The organism is Skermanella mucosa, from assembly GCF_016765655.2.
Classification (GTDB): domain Bacteria; phylum Pseudomonadota; class Alphaproteobacteria; order Azospirillales; family Azospirillaceae; genus Skermanella; species Skermanella mucosa.
Map to the genome: position 1 here is coordinate 2,726,679 of NZ_CP086106.1, position 18,082 is coordinate 2,744,760.

14 protein-coding genes are annotated in these 18,082 nt (G+C 67.1%); 10 read left to right on the forward strand and 4 right to left on the reverse strand.

The window, feature by feature from the left end; genetic code table 11:
- The first annotated feature begins 242 nt into the window (after nt 1–242).
- Entirely contained in the window at nt 243–2,366 is a 2,124-nt protein-coding gene (gene fusA, locus JL100_RS12415) for an elongation factor G (protein ID WP_202679560.1), read from the forward strand.
- An 80-nt stretch (nt 2,367–2,446) separates the two neighbouring features.
- Nucleotides 2,447–2,716: a hypothetical protein gene (locus JL100_RS12420; RefSeq protein WP_202679559.1), complete on the forward strand. Its 270-nt coding sequence runs from the start codon at nt 2,447–2,449 to the stop codon at nt 2,714–2,716.
- An 11-nt stretch (nt 2,717–2,727) separates the two neighbouring features.
- Here JL100_RS12420 and JL100_RS12425 read toward each other — a convergent pair whose 3' ends face one another.
- Nucleotides 2,728–3,966 (reverse strand): sigma-54 interaction domain-containing protein, encoded by a 1,239-nt coding sequence (locus tag JL100_RS12425; RefSeq protein WP_202679558.1) that lies wholly within the window; start codon nt 3,964–3,966, stop codon nt 2,728–2,730.
- Nucleotides 3,967–4,218: 252 nt separating this feature from the next.
- Here JL100_RS12425 and JL100_RS12430 point away from each other — a divergent pair, with 252 nt between their 5' ends.
- The 6 genes from JL100_RS12430 (at nt 4,219) to JL100_RS12455 (ending at nt 13,504) form a co-directional block, all read left to right on the forward strand.
- A complete protein-coding gene (locus tag JL100_RS12430) occupies nt 4,219–6,066 on the forward strand; it encodes a TolC family protein (RefSeq protein WP_202679557.1) in 1,848 nt (615 codons plus the stop codon).
- Nucleotides 6,063–8,108 (forward strand): TolC family protein, encoded by a 2,046-nt coding sequence (locus tag JL100_RS12435; protein ID WP_202679556.1) that lies wholly within the window; start codon nt 6,063–6,065, stop codon nt 8,106–8,108. Before JL100_RS12430 ends, JL100_RS12435 begins: the two co-directional genes overlap by 4 nt.
- On the forward strand, nt 8,105–10,060 hold the full coding sequence (locus tag JL100_RS12440) for a TolC family protein (RefSeq protein WP_202679555.1): 1,956 nt from the start codon (nt 8,105–8,107) through the stop codon (nt 10,058–10,060). Before JL100_RS12435 ends, JL100_RS12440 begins: the two co-directional genes overlap by 4 nt.
- Nucleotides 10,057–11,112, forward strand: coding sequence for an ATP-grasp domain-containing protein (locus JL100_RS12445; protein ID WP_202679554.1), 1,056 nt, complete (start codon nt 10,057–10,059; stop codon nt 11,110–11,112). Before JL100_RS12440 ends, JL100_RS12445 begins: the two co-directional genes overlap by 4 nt.
- Nucleotides 11,113–11,283: 171 nt before the next feature.
- Nucleotides 11,284–12,588 carry an FHA domain-containing protein gene (locus tag JL100_RS12450; protein ID WP_202679553.1) on the forward strand — a complete coding sequence of 435 codons (1,305 nt, stop codon included), beginning with the start codon at nt 11,284–11,286 and terminating at the stop codon, nt 12,586–12,588.
- Between the two features lie 19 nt (nt 12,589–12,607).
- Nucleotides 12,608–13,504: an adenylate/guanylate cyclase domain-containing protein gene (locus JL100_RS12455; protein ID WP_202679552.1), complete on the forward strand. Its 897-nt coding sequence runs from the start codon at nt 12,608–12,610 to the stop codon at nt 13,502–13,504.
- Between the two features lie 14 nt (nt 13,505–13,518).
- On the opposite strand, the gene JL100_RS12460 is transcribed toward JL100_RS12455, so the two are convergent.
- A complete protein-coding gene (locus tag JL100_RS12460; protein WP_202679551.1) occupies nt 13,519–14,280 on the reverse strand; it encodes a PP2C family protein-serine/threonine phosphatase in 762 nt (253 codons plus the stop codon).
- A gap of 312 nt (nt 14,281–14,592) precedes the next feature.
- Here JL100_RS12460 and JL100_RS12465 point away from each other — a divergent pair, with 312 nt between their 5' ends.
- Complete coding sequence (locus JL100_RS12465; RefSeq protein WP_202679550.1) at nt 14,593–14,841, forward strand: hypothetical protein; 249 nt, start codon at nt 14,593–14,595, stop codon at nt 14,839–14,841.
- Between the two features lie 33 nt (nt 14,842–14,874).
- Nucleotides 14,875–15,843 (forward strand): ATP-grasp domain-containing protein, encoded by a 969-nt coding sequence (locus JL100_RS12470; protein WP_202679549.1) that lies wholly within the window; start codon nt 14,875–14,877, stop codon nt 15,841–15,843.
- A gap of 12 nt (nt 15,844–15,855) precedes the next feature.
- Here JL100_RS12470 and JL100_RS12475 read toward each other — a convergent pair whose 3' ends face one another.
- Both JL100_RS12475 and JL100_RS12480 read right to left on the reverse strand, forming a co-directional pair.
- Entirely contained in the window at nt 15,856–17,268 is a 1,413-nt protein-coding gene (locus tag JL100_RS12475; protein ID WP_202679548.1) for an HlyD family efflux transporter periplasmic adaptor subunit, read from the reverse strand.
- Nucleotides 17,269–17,297: 29 nt separating this feature from the next.
- The gene (locus JL100_RS12480) at nt 17,298–18,047 is read right to left on the reverse strand and encodes a peptidylprolyl isomerase (RefSeq protein WP_202679547.1); all 750 of its coding nucleotides are present in this window, start codon (nt 18,045–18,047) and stop codon (nt 17,298–17,300) included.
- Nucleotides 18,048–18,082 lie beyond the last annotated feature (35 nt).

Here is an 18,082-nt window from a genome sequence, read left to right on the forward strand (position 1 = left end):
GAGACGAAATGTCGCACTTACCTTTTTGAGGTCACTGCCATATTTTCGATACCAAATTTCCTGTATAGGACAGCGCAATGGCGGCGGGTCACCCGACCCGGCTGCCTGAGCGCGCAACTGCCGCCCCTGCCCGCTTCCCCGATGGAAGGTAGACGGTCGCGGTCGGCGAACTCCAACCCATAAAGCCGGGGAACACCTCCGACGCCTCGGCGTCGGGTGGGACTGGCTCAGGAATAGTACTCATGGCACGCAGAACGCCACTCAAGGACATGCGCAACATCGGCATCATCGCCCACGTCGATGCCGGCAAGACCACCACGACGGAGCGCATCCTTTATTACACGGGCCGCAGCTACAAGATCGGTGAGGTGCACGACGGTGCCGCCACCACCGACTATATGGAGCAGGAGCAGAAGCGCGGCATCACCATCCAGAGCGCGGCCGTGACCGTGTTCTGGAAGGATCATCAGATCAACGTGATCGACACCCCGGGCCACGTCGACTTCACGATCGAGGTGAATCGTTCGCTGCGCGTGCTCGACGGTGCCGTGGTGGTGTTCGACGGCGTCGCCGGCGTCGAGCCGCAGTCCGAGACCAACTGGCGCCTCGCGGACAACTACAACGTCCCGCGCATGTGCTACGTCAACAAGATGGACCGTTCCGGCGCCAACTTCCGCCGCTGCGTCGACATGATCATCAACCGTCTGGGCGCCCGCCCGATGATCCTGTCGCTGCCGATCGGGTCTGAAGACAATTTCCGCGGTCTGATCGACCTCGTGACCATGAAGGCCCTCGTCTGGTTCTCGGACGAGAAGGACGCCCAGTGGGAAGAGTGGGAGATCACCGACGATCTCGCCGCCAAGCTGAAGATCGACGTCAAGGAAGACCTCGACATCCTCCGCGACATCCCGAAGTACCGCCAGGAGCTGATCGACACCGCTCTGGAGCAGGACGACGCGGCGATGGAAGCGTACCTGGACAGCGGTGAGGACCCGTCGGTCGACGTTCTCCGCAAGTGCATCCGCAAGGGCACCCTCGGCGGCGGCTTCACCCCCGTCATCGCGGGCAGCTCGTTCAAGAACAAGGGCGTGCCGCAGATGCTGGACGCCGTCGTCTGGTACCTGCCCTCCCCGATGGACGTCGAAGCGATCAAGACCGTCAACGAGGAAGGCGAGGTCGTCGGCGAGCGCATCTGCTCGGACGAGGAGCCGTTCTCCGCGCTGGCCTTCAAGGTCATCAACAACCAGTTCGGCGCGCTGACCTTCGCCCGCGTCTATTCCGGCGTGGCGTCGAAGGGCATGACCCTGCTGAACTCGACCCGCGGCAAGCGGGAGCGCATCGGCCGCATGGTCGAGGTCTACGCCAAGGACACCAACGCGATCGAGGAATGCCGCGCGGGCGACATCATCGCCTTCGTCTCGCTGGCCGAGACGGAGACCGGCGACACCCTGTGCGACCCGGCCAGCCCGGTCATCCTGGAGCGCATGAAGTTCCCCGACCCCGTCATCAGCGTGTCGGTCGAGCCGAAGGCCAAGGGCGACCAGGAGAAGCTAGGCACCGCGCTGGGCAAGATGGTCCGTGCCGATCCCTCGCTCCGGCTGGAACTGGACAAGGAGACCGGGCAGACCATCCTGCGCGGCATGGGTGAGCTTCACCTGGAGATCACCATCGACCGGATTCGCACCGAATACGGCGTCGACGCGGTCGTGGGCCGTCCGCAGGTGGCGTACCGCGAGACGATCACCAGCAAGATCGAGCACGTCTACACCCACAAGAAGCAGACCGGCGGTTCGGGCCAGTTCGCCGAAGTGAAGGTGATCTTCGAGCCGAAGGAGCGCGGCGAGGGCTTCGAGTTCGTCGACGCCATCGTCGGCGGCTCCGTCCCCCGCGAGTACATCCCGGCCGTCGGCAGCGGCATCGAGGTCCAGAAGGAGGACGGCGTGCTGGCCGGCTTCCCGACCGTGGACTTCAAGGCCACCCTGGTGGACGGCAAGTACCACGACGTCGACTCCAGCGCGCTGGCGTTCGAAATCGCGGCCAAGGCCTGCTTCCGCGAGGCGATCCGCCGGGCCAACCCGGTCCTGCTCGAACCGATCATGAAGGTCGAGGTCGTCACCCCGGAGAACCATCTGGGCGACGTCATCGGCGACCTGAACCGTCGCCGCGGCCTGATCCTGGGCCAGTTCGAGCGCGGCATGAACCTGGCGGTCGAAGCGCATGTTCCGCTGTCCGAGATGTTCGGCTTCATCGGCGACCTGCGCAGCATGACCTCCGGCCGCGCGACCTTCACGATGGAGTTCAGCCACTACGATCCGGTGCCGCGCAACGTCGCCGACGAGGTCATCGCCTCGAAGGCCGCAGCGTAAGCCACGGACCGTCGCGAAGTCGGAAGGATGGCCCGGGAGGAAACTCCCGGGCCATTTTCCTTTTCGGGGAGCCGCTTGCCTTGGAAGAGCTATTCGCCGGCGGCCGGATCATCGACGCCATCCTGGTGATGGTGGCGATCGAGGCGGTGGCCTTGACCGCTTGGCTTGGCCGCCGGGGCCGGGCTCGGCTTGCCCGGTCGCTCCTGCCCAATCTCGCCTCGGGCGCATGCCTTATGCTGGCGCTCCGAACAGCCTTGGCCGATGGGTGGTGGGGCTGGATCGCGCTGTGCCTCGCCGGGTCCCTGGCCGCCCATGTCGTGGATCTTGCCGGCCGGCTGCGGGACCGGTGAGACCAGCTGCTTCAGCGCTGGCGGAATTCGTCGGGGCGGAGGTGGTGCTTCTTGAGGAGCTGGTAGAGACGCGCGCGCGAGAGGTCGAGGGCCGCGCAGACCGCCTTGATATCGCCGCTGTGGCGCAGCAGCAGTTCGCTCAGGTGGCTGCGCTCCGCCCGATCGCGGACCACGCGGTGATCATCGTCGGGGTGGGTCGGCGCGGGATCGATGTGGGCGCGGGTATAGCGCTGGGGCAGGTCCGCGACGCGCACCGGCCTTCCGTCGAAGATATGGGCGATGTACATGCCCAGGTTCCGCAGCTCCCGGATATTGCCCGGATAGTGGTAGGTCTCCACCAGGAACCGCTTCAGTTCCGGATCCATCGTCGGCACCGGGATGCCGTTGTCTGCGCAAACTTTGCGGATGAAGTATTCCAGCAGCAGCTGGATCTCGTCCCGCCGCTCCCGCAGCGGTGGGATCAACAGATGGCAGATGTTCAGGCGGAAGAACAGGTCCTCGCGGAAGGTGCCGTTGGAGACCATCTGCTCCAGATTGCGGTTGGTCGCCGCGATGACCCGGACATCCACCTTGGTCACCTTGTCCGAACCGACCCTCTGGATTTCCCCGACGTCCAGCGTGCGCAGCAGCTTGACCTGGGCGAGCGGCTCCAGTTCCCCGACCTCGTCCAGGAAGATCGTGCCGCCATTGGCCTCCTCGAACCTGCCCTTGCGGTCCGCCGTCGCACCGGTGAAGGCGCCTTTCGAGTGTCCGAACAGTTCGGATTCGATCACGCCGCTGGGCAGGGCTCCGCAGTTGACGGCGACGAACTTGTCGCGCTTGCTGTTAAGATGGATGATCCGCGCGAACAGTTCCTTGCCCGACCCGGTCTCCCCCTCCAGCAGGACGGTGAGCTGGGACGGCGCGATGCGGGCGATCCGGTCCAGGTTGGCCGCGATCTGGTGGTTGGCGCCCAGGACGCCTTCGAGCTCCAGGTTCGCGCGGCCGCGGGACCCGACGGCGGGCCGCATCTGCTCGTTCACGGCGGTCGGCGCGGGCAGCGACAGGGTACAAAGGTGGAGGTAGGCCGCCCGCAGGGTGTTCAGCTCGCTCAGGAACTCGTGCTGCTCAAAGTCGAATAATCTTGAGTTGCCGAGAACCTTGAACTTGAGGGCTTCGATCCGGGCGATGCATTCATTGATGTGATCGCTGCTGCTGTCGGCGAAAATCCCCGCGGAATAAGGGCTTGGCTGACGGTAATCATCGTCCATGGCGCGCGGGTGCATGTGGTTGGGCGGGTGTGGCGGCGCGGTCGGTGGCGGGCCTGATCGAACCGGAACGGTGCGTGCAATTTTCCGCCGGTCCACCCCGCCCGCTAGATCTACTCGCAACCGGATCAATTTGTCTACCTACAAAGGCTTGCCGTTCCCCCTTCGAAATGTCATCAATCGCTCCTGATCTCATTGTGCTTGAGAAACCAGGCGCTGATGCAAGCTCTTGTTGGAAGAATCCGTGGAGCGAGTTTGATCAGGTTGCAACAGGCTCTGTCATGCCTGTTGCTGGCCCTGCTGCCGTTTACCCTGGCCGTCCCCGCCCATGGGCAGGCCATGGATGGCGGCGCGTTCGATCCCGTCGCCATGGTCAGGCTCGCCGCCTCGGGATCGGCGACCGGCGTTCGGCGCTTGCTCGACAGTCTCGCCCCACGGGAGATCACCCTGGGGATCGTCGCCGATACCCTGCTGCGCGAGAATTTCGGCTTGCTGGCAGCGCGTGAGGCGATCAACGCGGCGGGCACGCAGATAACCCAGAAGGAAGCTGCTTTCGATCTCAACCTGGTCAGCTCGGTCAGTCTCAGCTTCAACAAGACGGCGGACCGATTCGAGACGATCGGCCGCCCCCGGACCGCCGACACCGACCTTACCCGTGACGACGACGGCGACGGCATACCGGATTTCGTCCAGGGCAACACGGGTACCGTTGAAGAGGTGGACGGAGAGAAAGTCCCCTGCGTCTTCGAGGATGACGAACTGATCAACGGCGGCGTCGGGCCGGGTCTGTGCGGCCAGGAGCCGCAATATTCGGAGCGGGAGGAAGCGGCCAGCCTCGAGGGGCCGCCCACCAAGCGCCTGACGACCACGGTCGGCGTGTCCAAGATGTTCGCCTTCGGGGGCCAGGGCAGCCTGTCGATCAGTTCCATCTTCAACAGCAAGGCCGGCGCCCAGGCACCGGCGCTTACCCGGCCGATCTCGGCGACCGACCCGTTCGGCTGGGGCGACAAGCTGTTCTGGACCAGCTCGGCGTCTCTGTCGGCGACCATGCCGCTGCCCTACACCAAGGGGTTCGGCAAGACCGGATCGCCGGAGAACTTCGGCGTCGAGGCCGCGCGAAGCGGCAGCCGGCGGGCCGTGTTCGCGGAACAGGCGGCCCGCAACGCGACCCTGGCCGAGGCGGCCCAGCTCTACTGGGACATGATCCGCAGCCTCCAGGACATCCGGATCCTGAACGAGCAGAAGGCGGTCCTGGACCAGCGGCGCGCCAGGATCGAGCGGCTGATCGGCACCGGGACCGTCACCAACTACGAACTCGGCCAGATCCAGCAGGAACTTGCCTCCTTCGCCCTGCGGGAGGAGGCCGCCTGGACCCAGTACCTGCTGCGGTCCAACTCCCTGCTGACCCTGATGTCGGCCGACCCCGACCTGGTGCTGATCCCGGCCGACGCGGAGGCGCTGCTGTCCGAGTCCGTGCCCGAACCGCCGACCGACGCCTACGACCGCGCGCTGGTCGGCCATCCGGAGATCATGGCGGCGCAGGAGGATCTGGAACTGGCCAAGCTGTCGCTGGCCTTCCGTGACAACCAGGCGGCACCCGACATCGACCTGGTGGTGACGGCGCAGCTCACGCAGAGCGACCTGTCCTTCGGGTTCGGCAATCCGGCCGATGCGCTGATGAACCTTTCGAGGCCGGACAAGACCAACATCTTCATCGGCGTTCGCTATCTGTATCCGCTCGGCAACCAGGCCGCCCGCGCCGCCCTGAGCCGGGCCCGTATAGACGAGCGCAACGCCTTCGATCGGGCGCGCCAGACCAGGCAGAAGATCGTCAATTCGGTCGACCGGGCGCTCGCCGACATCCGCGGGGCCGAATCCCTGATGCTGGTCAGCAGGGGCGACATGGAACTGGCGGGTTTCGCCTATGAGCGCATCGTCGACGAGCGGGAGCGCGGGCTCGCGACGGAGTTCGAGGTGGTCAACCGCTACCAGGACGTCCTGGCGGCCCGTCTCAACGAGGCGAGCGCCAGGGTGGAGATGCACAAGGCCTGGATACGGCTGAGCGCCGCCCAGGGCACGCTGGAGGAGGACCTGTCGCGATGAGCCTGCCCGCAGCCCCCGCCCTCGCCGCTCTCCTGTCACTGGCGCTGGTCCCCGGCCCGCTTGCCGCCCAGCAGCCGATGGCGGCCGAGCCCCCGGCCGGGATGCCGGCGGGGCTTTTCACCAGCGATCCGGCGCGCATCGACGACGAGCGCGGCGCAAACGCCGTGGTCGGGAAGACCCGTGCGGCCCTCGCCCGGACCGGGGTCCTGTTCGCCCCGGAGCAGACCCGGGAACTGGCCCTGCGCGAGGCGGCGCTGACGGCATTGCAGCGCAATCTCGACGTCAAGCGGATCGGGCTGAACAAGTCGGTGGCCCAGCGCACCCTGGTCGAGGCGGAAGCGGTCTTCGACCCGGTGTTCATCCTGGCGGCGAACGCTTCCCTGTCCAACAGCTTCGAGCGGATCGAGCGGCCCATTCAGTGGAAGCCCGCGACGCAGGAATATGTCCGGGGTCAGCAGATCCTGACGGGCACCCGGACGGACGATATCTTCCTCTGCGGCACCATGGACGACATCCTGAGCCAGCCGGCGGAACTCCAGACCAATTTCCTGCGGGGCCGGATGATCGCGCCGGACGCGAACGGCCAGTGCCATGTCCGGGCCCTGCCGTCCACCGCCCCGGTGGCGCTGGTCGCCTTCGACAAGGAGCGGGTCGCCGGGTACTATCCGTTCCGCAAGGAGGCAAGCACCAAGAGCCCGAATGGCCAGACCGAGACCTATACCGGGACCGGCGGCATATCCCAGCGGCTGCCCTGGGGCGGCAACCTGGACCTTACCGTCGTCACCACCTACCGCGACGCCTATTACGTCAACAATCCCGACGATCCCTCGACCAGGGTATACGGTTCCTACGGGCGCCCCTGGACCTCGCGCGCGACTTTGTCCGGCAGCCATCCACTCCCCTACACGCGGAACTTCCGAGAGGGAGACGAGAACCGGCTGGCGATCGACACGGCCCGCCTCAACATCGACGTCGCCGACTTCGCGGTGCGCGGCGTGGTCAACCAGACATTGCTCGGCGTCGATACCCTCTACTGGACCCTGGTCGGCGCGATCCAGCGGCTGGACGCCGCGTCGGGCTCCGTGGCGCTGGCGGAGGAGAGCGCCGCGCGCATGCAGCGCCGGATGGAACTGGGTCTCGCCAGCGAGAGCAACCGCGGCCAGGTCGTGGCACAGATGGAGCGGCTGCGCGCCGTCCAGCAGCAGCTCTTCGGCGACTATCTCACAGCGTCCGAGTCCCTCCGCGAACTGCTGGACGAGCAGGACGATGCGTTGCTGCTGCCGATCGAGTACAGCGCCGCGCTGGACCAGCCGCCCGAGGTTCCGCCCCCATCCGGCGGAGCGGGCGGGCTGTCGGCCCGGGTGCTGGACAGCCCCGAATACCTGAGGTCGGAAACGGCGATCCGGATCGCCCTTCGGGTGCGGGAGACCAGGGATGCGCAGACCCGTCCGGACGTGACGGCCAGCGGTTCCCTACAGCTCAGCCAGAGCAACGCGGTCTTCGGCTATGCCAGCGTGACCGAATCGCTCGGCAGCCTGATCAGCTACGACAGCGCTTCCCTCAGCATCGGCGTGCTTTACCGCAGGCCGGTCGGCAACCGCGCCGCCAAGGCGGCCCTGGCCGGCGTCGATCACGACATCAAGCGGCAGACCCACTTGCTGCATCAGGTCGAGCGCCAGATCCGCAGCGACTACGAGACCGCCCGGATCCAGCTCGCCAGCGCCCGTCAGCGGATCGACGACACCGCCAAGCGCCTCGCCCTCGCCCGCGACCTCCACGACAGGGCCGCCCGCCTGGAAGCCGGCGGAGTCGTGACCGTCTACGAGACGATCGAACGCCTCGGCACCCTGCTGGAGGCGCGTCTCGGCCACATCCAGGCGCGGATCGACGCCCGCATCGCGGAGAGCAGGATGCTGGCCAGCATCGGTGCCCTGGCCGAGCGGTACGGGGAGGGAGCGGCACAAACCCGCGAGGATCGGGAACGCATCGCCCTGCTCCGCGGCACCGGCGCGCTCGCCGCCTTCGGGGAGCCGCCGCGATGACGCCTCGCCGCATCCTGCTGACGCTGGCGAACGCCACACTGATCCTGGCGCAGGCCGTTCCCGCGTCGGCGCAGTCTCCCGGTCCCGACCTGATCGCCCGCCACGGTGCCGCCGTCACGGAACTGGTGAGGCGGCAGATCGCGGAGCAGCCCGGCGCCCGCGACCTGGACCGGATCGCCCTGATCGGCGATCTGCTGAAGCGCCGTCCCGACATCGCCGGCGCGCGGACGGTGCAGCCGATCGACCGCAGGACCGCGGTGGCCAGCGGACTGGGCAACAACCTGCGCCTCGCGATCGGCCTGACGACGCCTGAACGCGCCGCCGCCCTGTCCCGCGAGGCGGACGCCGTGTTCAACCCCGTGCTGGACCTGACGATCGGCTATGGCCGGACGGACGCCGAGCACCGCACCCGCGTCGGAAAGGCGATCACCAAGGCGGTCAATGCCGACGGCTTCAACATCAATTCGCCCTTCAAGAACCTGCCGCCGAGCGAGAACGAAGGGCAGGCCCAGATCAAGGACATGAAGCTGCGGCCGATCAAGGGCGGCGAATTGATCGAGCTGCCGATCGAGGCGACGCCGGGCCGGACGTTCGGCAGCCCCGAGGAGAGCCTGAACTACACGCTCCAGATCACGCAGGAGTTGCCCTGGGGCGGCACCCTCTCGATCACCGATCGGACCGCTCAGCGCGAGGTCTATTACCGGGCCGGGTATTATTGGGAGGACGGGATGTGGAGCACCAACCTGTCCGGCAGCCTGAACACGCCCCTGCCCTTCACCAAGGATTTCGGGTCCGACAACAAGAAGAACGCGGCATCGCGCAGCGCCGCCGCCGTGGCCGAACGGGCCGACTGGGATCTCCAGGTACTGCTCAACACGATCCTGCTGGAAATCGATACCGCCTATTTCGATACCGTCCGCCGCCTGGAAGCGCTGGAAACCACCGCCGCCAACCGCGACATGATCGTCCGGCAGCAGGAAAGGATGGACCGCCTCTATGCGCTGAACCAGACCACCCGCCTTCAGAAGGCGCAGATCGACGCCGAGGCGGCCAGGGCCCGGGTCCGGATCGAACAGTCGCTCAGCGACTATGTCGCCGCGTCGCAGGCCCTGTCGCTGCTGATCGGCGAGCCCTCGGTCATCGGCGCGGACGCCATCTATCTGCCGGTCGACTACGAGGACGACCTGGCGCAGGCCGTTCCGGCCGACCTGGAGACGGCGCTCCGCACCGCCCGGGAAAGCCGGCCCGATTTCAAGGTGGACGACATCAACAGGACGCTGCGCGACATCAACGAGGCCCTGGCCCGTAACCAGGCGCGGCTGGATCTCCGCTTCGTGGCCAGTGTCACCGCCGGGCAGAACGGAACGACCTACGGCTATGCCGACCCCCTGAAGAGCCATACCGGGATAGCGTTGCCGGACAGCCTCAGCCAGAGTTACGGCCTGGGCCTGTCCTATCCGTGGGCGAATCGGTCCGCGGACGCAGGCGCCGACATCGCGCGGCTCGGCACCCGGGACCAGGATTATGCCACGCAGTCCCTCCAGAACCGCGTGCGCCGCGAGATCACCGAACGGTTGGCGGCCGTGCAGGCGGCCCGCGCCCGCGTCAAGGCGGGTGCCGCCGAAGTCGACAACCTGGAGACCTCGGTCGCCAGCCTGGAGCGCCAGCAGGCGCTTACCGGCACGGTGTCGGAGGACGAGTTGATCCAGGCCACGCGGCGCCTGCTCTCCGCCCGGCTCGCCCTGACCGGGGCCCGGGTCGAGGCCAAGCAGGCCGAGAGCGGGCTGCTGTTCGCCCAGGGGACCATCGCAGGCGCGCTGGCGGAACAGACCGTCGCCAGCCAGTTCGACCGCAACCGCCTCTCGCTGCTGGCCGATGCCGGCCACCTCTCTTTCTTCAGACCCGCCGAGTCCCGGACGGACCGGGTCGCCAAACCGGAAGGTAAACCATGAGAATCGGCCTGATCGCGCCCGCGGCTTCCCCACTCGGCCGCCGACTCCATGCCCGGCTGCGCCGGCGGCTGGGGAATGAGGTGCCTTGGTTCGACGCCTCGATGCCGGAAGGAACCCGGATGAGCGTGGGCCGGACCGGCATCCGCTGGGACGGTCATGACCTCGACCGGTTCGACGCCCTGTTCGTCCATGGGTTCCGCTACGAGGACCCGGTGATACCGGCGGCCGACCCCGGCAACGAACCCGGTGCCGACTGGTCCCTGTGGCAGTCGGAGCATGTCCGGCGGCAGCAGCGTTACAGCTTCCTCTACAGCATGCTGTCCCGGCTCGAAGACGTGCCGGTGCGGCTGTACAACGGCCCGTCCGGGCACCTCGCGGCCTTCTCGCGCCACCACCAGCTGGAGCGCCTGGGCCGCGGCGGGCTGGGGGTCGCCCCCGCGATCTGCACCAACGACCCCGTCACCGCACGGGACTTCGCCCGGTCTGCGGCTGATCAGGGCCGCGCCGTGGTGTGGCGGACGGCGACCGGGAAATGTGCTTGGCAACTGTTCCGCGACCGCCAGCGCGAGCACCTGATGGGGGCCGACAAGCCGCCAATCCTGCTGGCCCCGGCCGTGGACGGGCCGTTGCGCCGGGCCTACGCGATCGACGGCCGGACCGTGCTGACGCTGGAGTGCGCCGTCCCGTCGGACGATGCCCTGGAGCGCCTGGAGGTCTTCGCTCCCGTCGCCGCGCCGCAGGCCGAGGTCGAGACCCATGCGGCCGGGAGCGCGCTCACCCTCTCCGGCCTGCGCTGGGGCAGCGTCCTTTACGTAGCCGGCCCTGACGGCCCGGTCATCTATGACGTGGACGCGGATCCGGCCGTGACGGACCTTCCCGGGGGCATGGGCGAGCACCTGACCGAGTGCCTGGCCGCCACTCTATCGGGGGAGCCGCCGCCCGCGGCCGACGGGCTCGCGGCGGCTCCCAGGGAAAGCCTCTTCCTGCGCCGCATGCTCCGCATCCAGTTCGACATCGAACGGACCAAGCATGCCGCCGCACCTCCCGCATAAAGGTTAATGGTCGTAAATCATTAGCGTCATGGTTGCTTAAAATGCCATGCTTCGGCATAGTGACCGTGCGGCCCTGCTCCGCGGCGCGGCGGCTCGACGCCGTCGCGTCCCACACATCCCCTGGTCCGGACATCCCGTCGAGCGATGATCGATTCAAACCAAGACAGAACCATGCTGGTCCGCGACCAGGGACGCAGGGCCGACGCCGGCGGCGCGGCGAACGCACCGGCAGGCAATCCGGACGGAAAGCTGATCTGCCTGGATCCGTCGCAGATCGATGGCAGCCCTGCCCAGGTCGTGGTCCCGCTGGCCGGCGGAAAGACGGTGACGATAGGGCGGAGCGACGCCAGTTCGTTCGTCGTGGCGTCCCGCAAGCTCTCGCGCCAGCACGCCAAGCTGTTTCCCGGCGAGGGCACCTGGGGAGTCGAGGATCTCAACAGCACCAACGGCGTCTATGTCAACGGCCACAAGGTCAACACGATCTGGCTGAAGCACAACGACGAAGTCCGGCTAGGCTCCCTGGCCTTCCGCTTCGAGCTGGACCGCCCTCCCGCCAACGCGGCGGAGCGCGGGCGCGCCCTGCCCGTCCACCACGACGACGACCTGTCGGAGCGGACCATGATGGTCGGCAGCCTGGGCGCCGGCAAGGCCGTGCTCGATGCCGTCCGAAAGGTCGAGGCTCCCGTCAAGCTGAAGGTCGACGAGGATGATGACGGCCCCGGGGAGGAGCGCGAGCGCTCCGGCATCCGCGGCAAGCTGATCCTGAGCGGGGTCGTGGCCGCCGTGCTCGCGGGCCTGGGCATCGGCGCCGCGGTCTATTATCCGGTCCACAAGAAGAAGCAGTTCGTCGCCCAGGCGATCGAGCATTCCTCGGCGGTCCGCAAGCGGGTGATTGATCGCGCATCCCAGTATGCCGGCGGCAACCAAGCCGCATCCTTCGATCAGGATTTGAACGAGCTGGCGGAAGCTATCGCCGACAGCGGCCGCCTGCTCGCCTCCGAACAGAGCGCTCCCTTGGCCGACCTGGCGGCCCGCATGAAGTTCCTGTCCTTCGAGCGGGAGTTCCTGCCGCTGCTCGCCAAAGGCGATCTCGCCAGCCTGCGCCGGCTGACAGAACGGCTGGGCGCCGACCTGGAGACGACGGCCGGCCGGGTTCCCGCCAATGCCGAGCACGGCTCCACCGACGGGCTCGCGGTGGTCCGCGAACTGGTCAAGCTGGCACGGATCCTGATCGACCTGCGTGCCCTCTCGGCCGAGTTCCCGCAGGTGTCGAAGCTCGCCCCGGCCCAGCCGCCGCGCGACCGGATACAGGCCCTGGATGCGCTGAAGCTTGACTTCACCAGGATCCGGCGGGAGACGAACAGGTACCTGTCGGTGGATTACGTGCTGTTCAACTCGGCAGTGAAATCGGTCGAGGACCGCGATCTGCCGCTGCTCAACCAGTGGAAAGAATTCCTGGGGTCCGGCCCTGGGTAACGAGCGAGGTGGCGCGGTCGTGACGGTCCAGTCCGGCGAATCCATGGCGGTAATGTTCGCGGACGTCTGCGACAGCACCCGCCTTTACCAGGTCCTGGGGGATGCCGCCGCGCACGCCCTCACGGAACGGTGCGTCCGCCAGATCATCGAAGCGACCGAGCGCTATGCGGGAACCGTGGTCAAGACCATGGGCGATGGGGCGCTCAGCACCTTCCCCTCTGCCGACACCGCCTATTGCGCCGCCGCCCATATCCAGGAAGCGCTGCGCGGCACGGAGCCGAAGGTCAGGATCGGCTTCACCATCGGCCCGGTGATCGTCACGCCGGGCGACGTGTTCGGCACCACGGTCAACCTCGCGTCCCGCCTCGCCGCCCTCGCCAGTCCCGGCGAGGTGCTGATGACCCGCGCCTGCGTCGACGCCCTGCACCCGGCCTACCGGCCCAACACCCAGCGGCTCGATTCGGCAGTCGTCAAGGGTGGCATCGACGCCGTCGAGATCTACCGCACCCTGGGCGATCCGGAGAACGTGACGGTGGCGGCCGGCCAACTCGACGTGTCCAGCGGCAAGCGCCGCGGCATCCTGATCCTGACCCACCGCGGACGCCAGCTCCGCCTGGACACCGGCTCGGCGCCGGTGCTGATGGGGCGTGACGGCGGGTGCGGGCTGGTGATCAACAGTGACTGGGCCTCCCGCCGACACGCGACGCTGGAGATCATGAACGGCCGCTTCACCCTGACCGACCACAGCACCAACGGCACCTTCTGCCTGGACGAAAGCCAGCGCCTGCTGGTGCTGAAACGGGAGCCGACCTACCTGCTGACCTCCGGCCTGATCTCCCTCGGGATCGCGCCGGCCGAGGACCCGGACAACGTGGTCCGGTACCGCTGCGGCACGATCGAGGGGGAGACCGGCTGACCCCGGGCCGGCGGTCAGTCGAACCGGACCAGCGCCACGGTCACATTGTCGCGGCCGCCATGGGCGTTCGCCTCCTCCACAAGACGGCGGCAGGCCTCCTCCGGCGCCAGCGGTTCGATCAGTATGTCGATGATCGTGTCGTCCGGAACCATGCCGTTCAGGCCGTCGGAACACAGCAGGAAAGTGTCGCCCGCCCGGGTCTCCTGGACGGAGACATCAGCTTCGGCGTCGTCCGCAACACCCAGCGCGCGCATGATGATGTTTCGGTTCGGCGGGGCGCCGGACCTTCCTGCATCGACCCACGCTTGGTAGAGGCTGTGATCGTGGGTGATCTGGTCCAGCCGTCCGCCGCGCAGACGGTATAGCCGGCTGTCGCCGACATGGAAGACGATGGCCGGCGACAAGCCAGACGGCAGCCAGAACCCGACGATGGTCGTGCCCATCCCCCGGTTGTCCGGCAGGCCGCGCTCGTGGTTCAGGCCGACGATTCGCTGATTGGCCCGATGGACCGCGGTGCGCACGATCTCGACCGACCCCTCGGTTCCCGTCCGGTCGAGGCGGTCCGGCACCGGTTCGTATTCAAGGATGAAGTCGTTCACCGCCTCGATCGCGGTCCGGCTGGCGATGTCGCCGCCGACATGGCCGCCCATGCCGTCTGCCACGAGCACGAGGCCGAGGTCCGGATCGATCTGGAACGAGTCCTCGTTCTGGGAGCGGACGCGGCCGACATCCGTGAGGCCGGCATATTGAACTGAGCGGGGAGTGGTGCCTGTCATACAAGAAATCATCCTGATCGGGGGCCGGCGCCCTTCGCGAGGCAGCCCGGTCCACCCTGAGTTAATGTCATTCCCGTCCGAGTGACTCAAGATAAATATAAAATTGGCGATAACGGCGCTCTCCCGGGGTGCAACCGTCCGGGGTCTTCCGATCACGGGCACCCTCCCGGACGAAGCCATGGACGAAGCCCGCAACAAATGGTACATCGATTGACACAGCACCCGCCACGACATATGCGCGCGGCCGCAGATTTCCTCCAGGTTGCAAGCGGTGCACGAAATGGCTAAGGCATGGCGGCAGGGAGTTTGTCCATGAGCACTGACCTGAATTTCGACCAGAACGGGAAATCCGGCGGCGACGCCTTTGGCCATGCCCAATCCGTCTCGGCCGGGATCGGCGGCTCGGGTTCGGGATCGGCCGGCGGATTCGGTGCCTCCTTCGGCCAGGCCGACGCCTTCGGGTCCGGGGGCGACGCCTACTCGTCCGCCGCCGCGGGTGGTGCGCTGGGTGGATCGGCCGCCGACAATACCGCCATCGGTTCCATCAACATCAGCTTCTGACCGGTCGGCGACGACCAAGCGGGGATGCCTGGAATGACCGCGAAGATCGCCCTGTTCGCCAACCACGACAGCGCCCAGATCGCCGAGATCGCCGCCGAGGTGACGGCGCTGGGGGCCGAGCCGGTCGTCCTGGACATCCAGATCGGGCGGCTGGGCAAGCCGACGGTCGGGATCGGGGCGCCGGGTTCCGCCGCGGCATCGCGCTGGGGCGACGTGGATTTCGGCGATATCCGGGCTGTCCATATCCGCTGCACGGCACCCCGCACCCTGCCCGTCCTGCCGCCCGTGATGAACGAGGCGACTTATGCCGAGTACCGCGTGTCCTACATCCAGGAACAGGCGTTGAACGCGGCGACCTACGGCTTCTTCGAGCATCTGCACATGACTGGGCGGCTGGTGATCAACCGGCTGACCACGGCTTACGTCGACCACAACAGCAAGGGCCAGTTCTACGAGAAGCTGCGCGCCGCCGGCTTCCGGGTACCGCGGTCGCTCAGCACGAGCTGCCCGGACGAGGCGGCGCGCTTTTTGGACGAGGTGGGGGAGGCGGTGGTCAAGCCAGCCATCGGCGTCGGTTCCACCCGCAGCGTGACGGCCGAGGACCGCGCGCGGCTGGACGAACTTCTGATGTGCCCGGCGCTGTTCCAGCATCGCGTGCCCGGCTCAACCATCCGTATCCACATCGTCGGGGATCGGGTCGTGCTGCCGCTCCGCATCCTGGCCGACGGCGTCGACTCGCGGACCGCGACCCGCGGATTCGAGCCGGTGACCCTGGACCCGGTGGAGGAGGCCGCCATCGTCCGGGCCAACCGCGCCCTGGGCCTGCACTACGCCGCCTGGGATGCCATCCTGGACGACGACGGCAAGCTGACCTATCTCGACTGCAATCCCGGCCCGTTCGTCATGTGGCTGCCGCCCGAGCACCGCCACACCGTATTCGGCGCCCTCGCACGATATCTCCTCGCATTCGCCCGGACCGGCACGCTGGAGACGGCGGCCTAGGCGCCGCCGGCCTCACTCCTCCTTCTGGAAGAACCGGGAGGCCGGGGCGAACAGGATCTCGATCAGGCGCTTCTCGCCGGTCTTGATCTCCGCCGTACCCTCCAGGCCGATCTCCAGGGGCTTGGTAACGCCGTTCAGCCCGGTCACCGTCTCGCGCTCCAGGGCCACCTTGACCTGGTACATGGACTGACCGCCGGGCTGGCTGTCCGGCTTGGCCGCGATGTCGGCGACGATGCCGTTCTGGACCCCGTAATCCTCGCCCGGATAGGCGAAATACTTGATCTGCACCCGCTGGCCGCGCCTGATCCGGCCGATATCGCGGTTCTTGATCAGCACATGGGCTTCCAGCGGCGCCGTGTTCCGCACCATGGTGAACATCGGCATGCCGGGATTGATGATCGTGCCTCGCTGGACATGGACCGCCGTGACGACGCCGTCCACGACGCTGCTGTAGAGCGCCTTTTCCCCGTCGTAGCGGACGCCAGGGACCAGCGTGCGGGACTCCAGCAGGCGGTTGGTCAGCTCGTCGATACGGTCGCGGATCAGGGCTTGGTCGCGCTGCCTGGCGCTCTTCAGGTTCTCGATCTCGTTGTCCAGCCGGGACTGCGAGAAGGTTTGCGCCATCTGGGCCCGTTCGCCCCGTGCCGTCTCCAGCGCCAGCCTGACGTTCTGGATGTCGGATTCGGCGTTCACCTGGGCGCGCTGAAGGTCGCTGACCCGGGTCTGGGCGCGTTGAAGCTCGACCTGCGGAATATCGCGCATGGCATAGAGCTGCTGTCTTACGCCCAGGTCCTGCCGGGCGTTCGCCAGATCCTCGTCGATGCCCTGGCGATTGCGCTGGGTGATCTGAAGCTGGATCTCGATCTGGCGGATGCGGTTATCGATCGCCCCCTGCTCGGTGGCGCGGCGCCGCTCCAGGTTCAACCGGTCCAGCTCCAACTGACCAAGGCGGAAATCGTACTCCTTGGCCGCTTCCCGTTCCTGCTGCTGCAGATCGGCGATCTGGCGCTGCATCGCCTCCTGCTCGGGCGTGGTCGCCGCCCGGATCTTCTCCTGGATCGTGGCGAGCGGGTCGCCGGCGAATACCGTCGAGTTCTCGCCCGCCTCCACCGCCTCCACCAAGCCGCCGCCGACGGCCTGAATCACCATGGCCTGGCGCTGGAGCATCAATGGCGCCTCCACCATCGTGTCCTTGGACGCGAAGAAGGAATAGATCAGCATACTCAGCAGCGTGAAGAACAGAACATAGACCGGGGCGCGGAACAGCGGGTTGGGCGAGGAGAACAGCAGCGTCGCCGCCTTCAGCGGATGCCGGTCATCGTCCCGCGACCGCGTGGCCGCACCCTTGCCGGCCGGTTTCGGTGAGACCCGCTTCTTGGCGGGCTTCTGGATCTTCGGAGGTTTCGGGGGCTTGGCCGGTGCCACGGAACGGCCCCGATCCGGCTTGCCCATGTTCAGGCCGGCGCGACGCAGACCTGATGGCGCAGCCACTCCTCGAAGATGTGGTCCTTGATCTGCTTCGTCAGGGCGTCGTTCAGCTTGGTCACGGTCCGCGAATAGACCTTGTAGATGGTCCAGAGACCGTTCTCGGAGAACGGTCCGATGATCTCGTTCTCACCGCAGGCGAAGGCGCGTTCGTCCACCTCGGTCGGCAGCATGCCGCGCTTGAGGTTGCCTATGTAGCCGCCGCTCAGCTTCGTGTTGTCATCGACCGAGTAGAGCCTCGCCAGTTCCACGAAGTCGGCCTGCCGGGCGCCGACCGCGGCCAGGGCACGATCGGCGTCGGCCCGGGTGCGGCAGGCGATCCGCGCGATCGAGACCGACGTGAAGCGGGCGCTGTTCTGTCGGTAGTGGTTCTGAACCAGGTCCTTGGTCACCACAAGGTCGCGCAGCCGCTCGCGCCGCATATCGGCCGCCAGGGTGTCCAGCCACTGCTCCCGCGTCAGGCCGAAGTGCTTGAGATAGGAAGCGAAGGCGTTCTCGTCCCACAACGCCAGCATCGTCTTCCGGCCATGGACCTTCTCCTCGATCTCGGCGTCGGTCAGGCTTACGCCATGCTCCTCCAGCTTGTACTCGACCACCCGCCGTTCGATGATTTCATAGATGGCGGTGCGGAAGGTCCCCTTGGCCTTGAGGTGAAGGATCACGTCGGCGACCGTGATCGGGTCGCCTTTGACGGTGGTAACCGCAGTGCCAAGTTCCATGTTCCACCAGAAGCTTGTTCTTCTTGGACGTGCTC

What these genes read in the sequence shown, in the direction of transcription:
- JL100_RS12445 (WP_202679554.1), top strand. Translation starts at nt 10,057, where the DNA reads ATGAGAATCGGCCTGATCGCGCCCGCGGCTTCCCCACTCGGCCGCCGA.
- JL100_RS12425 (WP_202679558.1), bottom strand. Translation starts at nt 3,966, where the DNA reads ATGGACGATGATTACCGTCAGCCAAGCCCTTATTCCGCGGGGATTTTC.
- JL100_RS12450 (WP_202679553.1), top strand. Translation starts at nt 11,284, where the DNA reads ATGCTGGTCCGCGACCAGGGACGCAGGGCCGACGCCGGCGGCGCGGCG.
- fusA (WP_202679560.1), top strand. Translation starts at nt 243, where the DNA reads ATGGCACGCAGAACGCCACTCAAGGACATGCGCAACATCGGCATCATC.
- JL100_RS12465 (WP_202679550.1), top strand. Translation starts at nt 14,593, where the DNA reads ATGAGCACTGACCTGAATTTCGACCAGAACGGGAAATCCGGCGGCGAC.
- JL100_RS12470 (WP_202679549.1), top strand. Translation starts at nt 14,875, where the DNA reads ATGACCGCGAAGATCGCCCTGTTCGCCAACCACGACAGCGCCCAGATC.
- JL100_RS12480 (WP_202679547.1), bottom strand. Translation starts at nt 18,047, where the DNA reads ATGGAACTTGGCACTGCGGTTACCACCGTCAAAGGCGACCCGATCACG.
- JL100_RS12440 (WP_202679555.1), top strand. Translation starts at nt 8,105, where the DNA reads ATGACGCCTCGCCGCATCCTGCTGACGCTGGCGAACGCCACACTGATC.
- JL100_RS12460 (WP_202679551.1), bottom strand. Translation starts at nt 14,280, where the DNA reads ATGACAGGCACCACTCCCCGCTCAGTTCAATATGCCGGCCTCACGGAT.
- JL100_RS12435 (WP_202679556.1), top strand. Translation starts at nt 6,063, where the DNA reads ATGAGCCTGCCCGCAGCCCCCGCCCTCGCCGCTCTCCTGTCACTGGCG.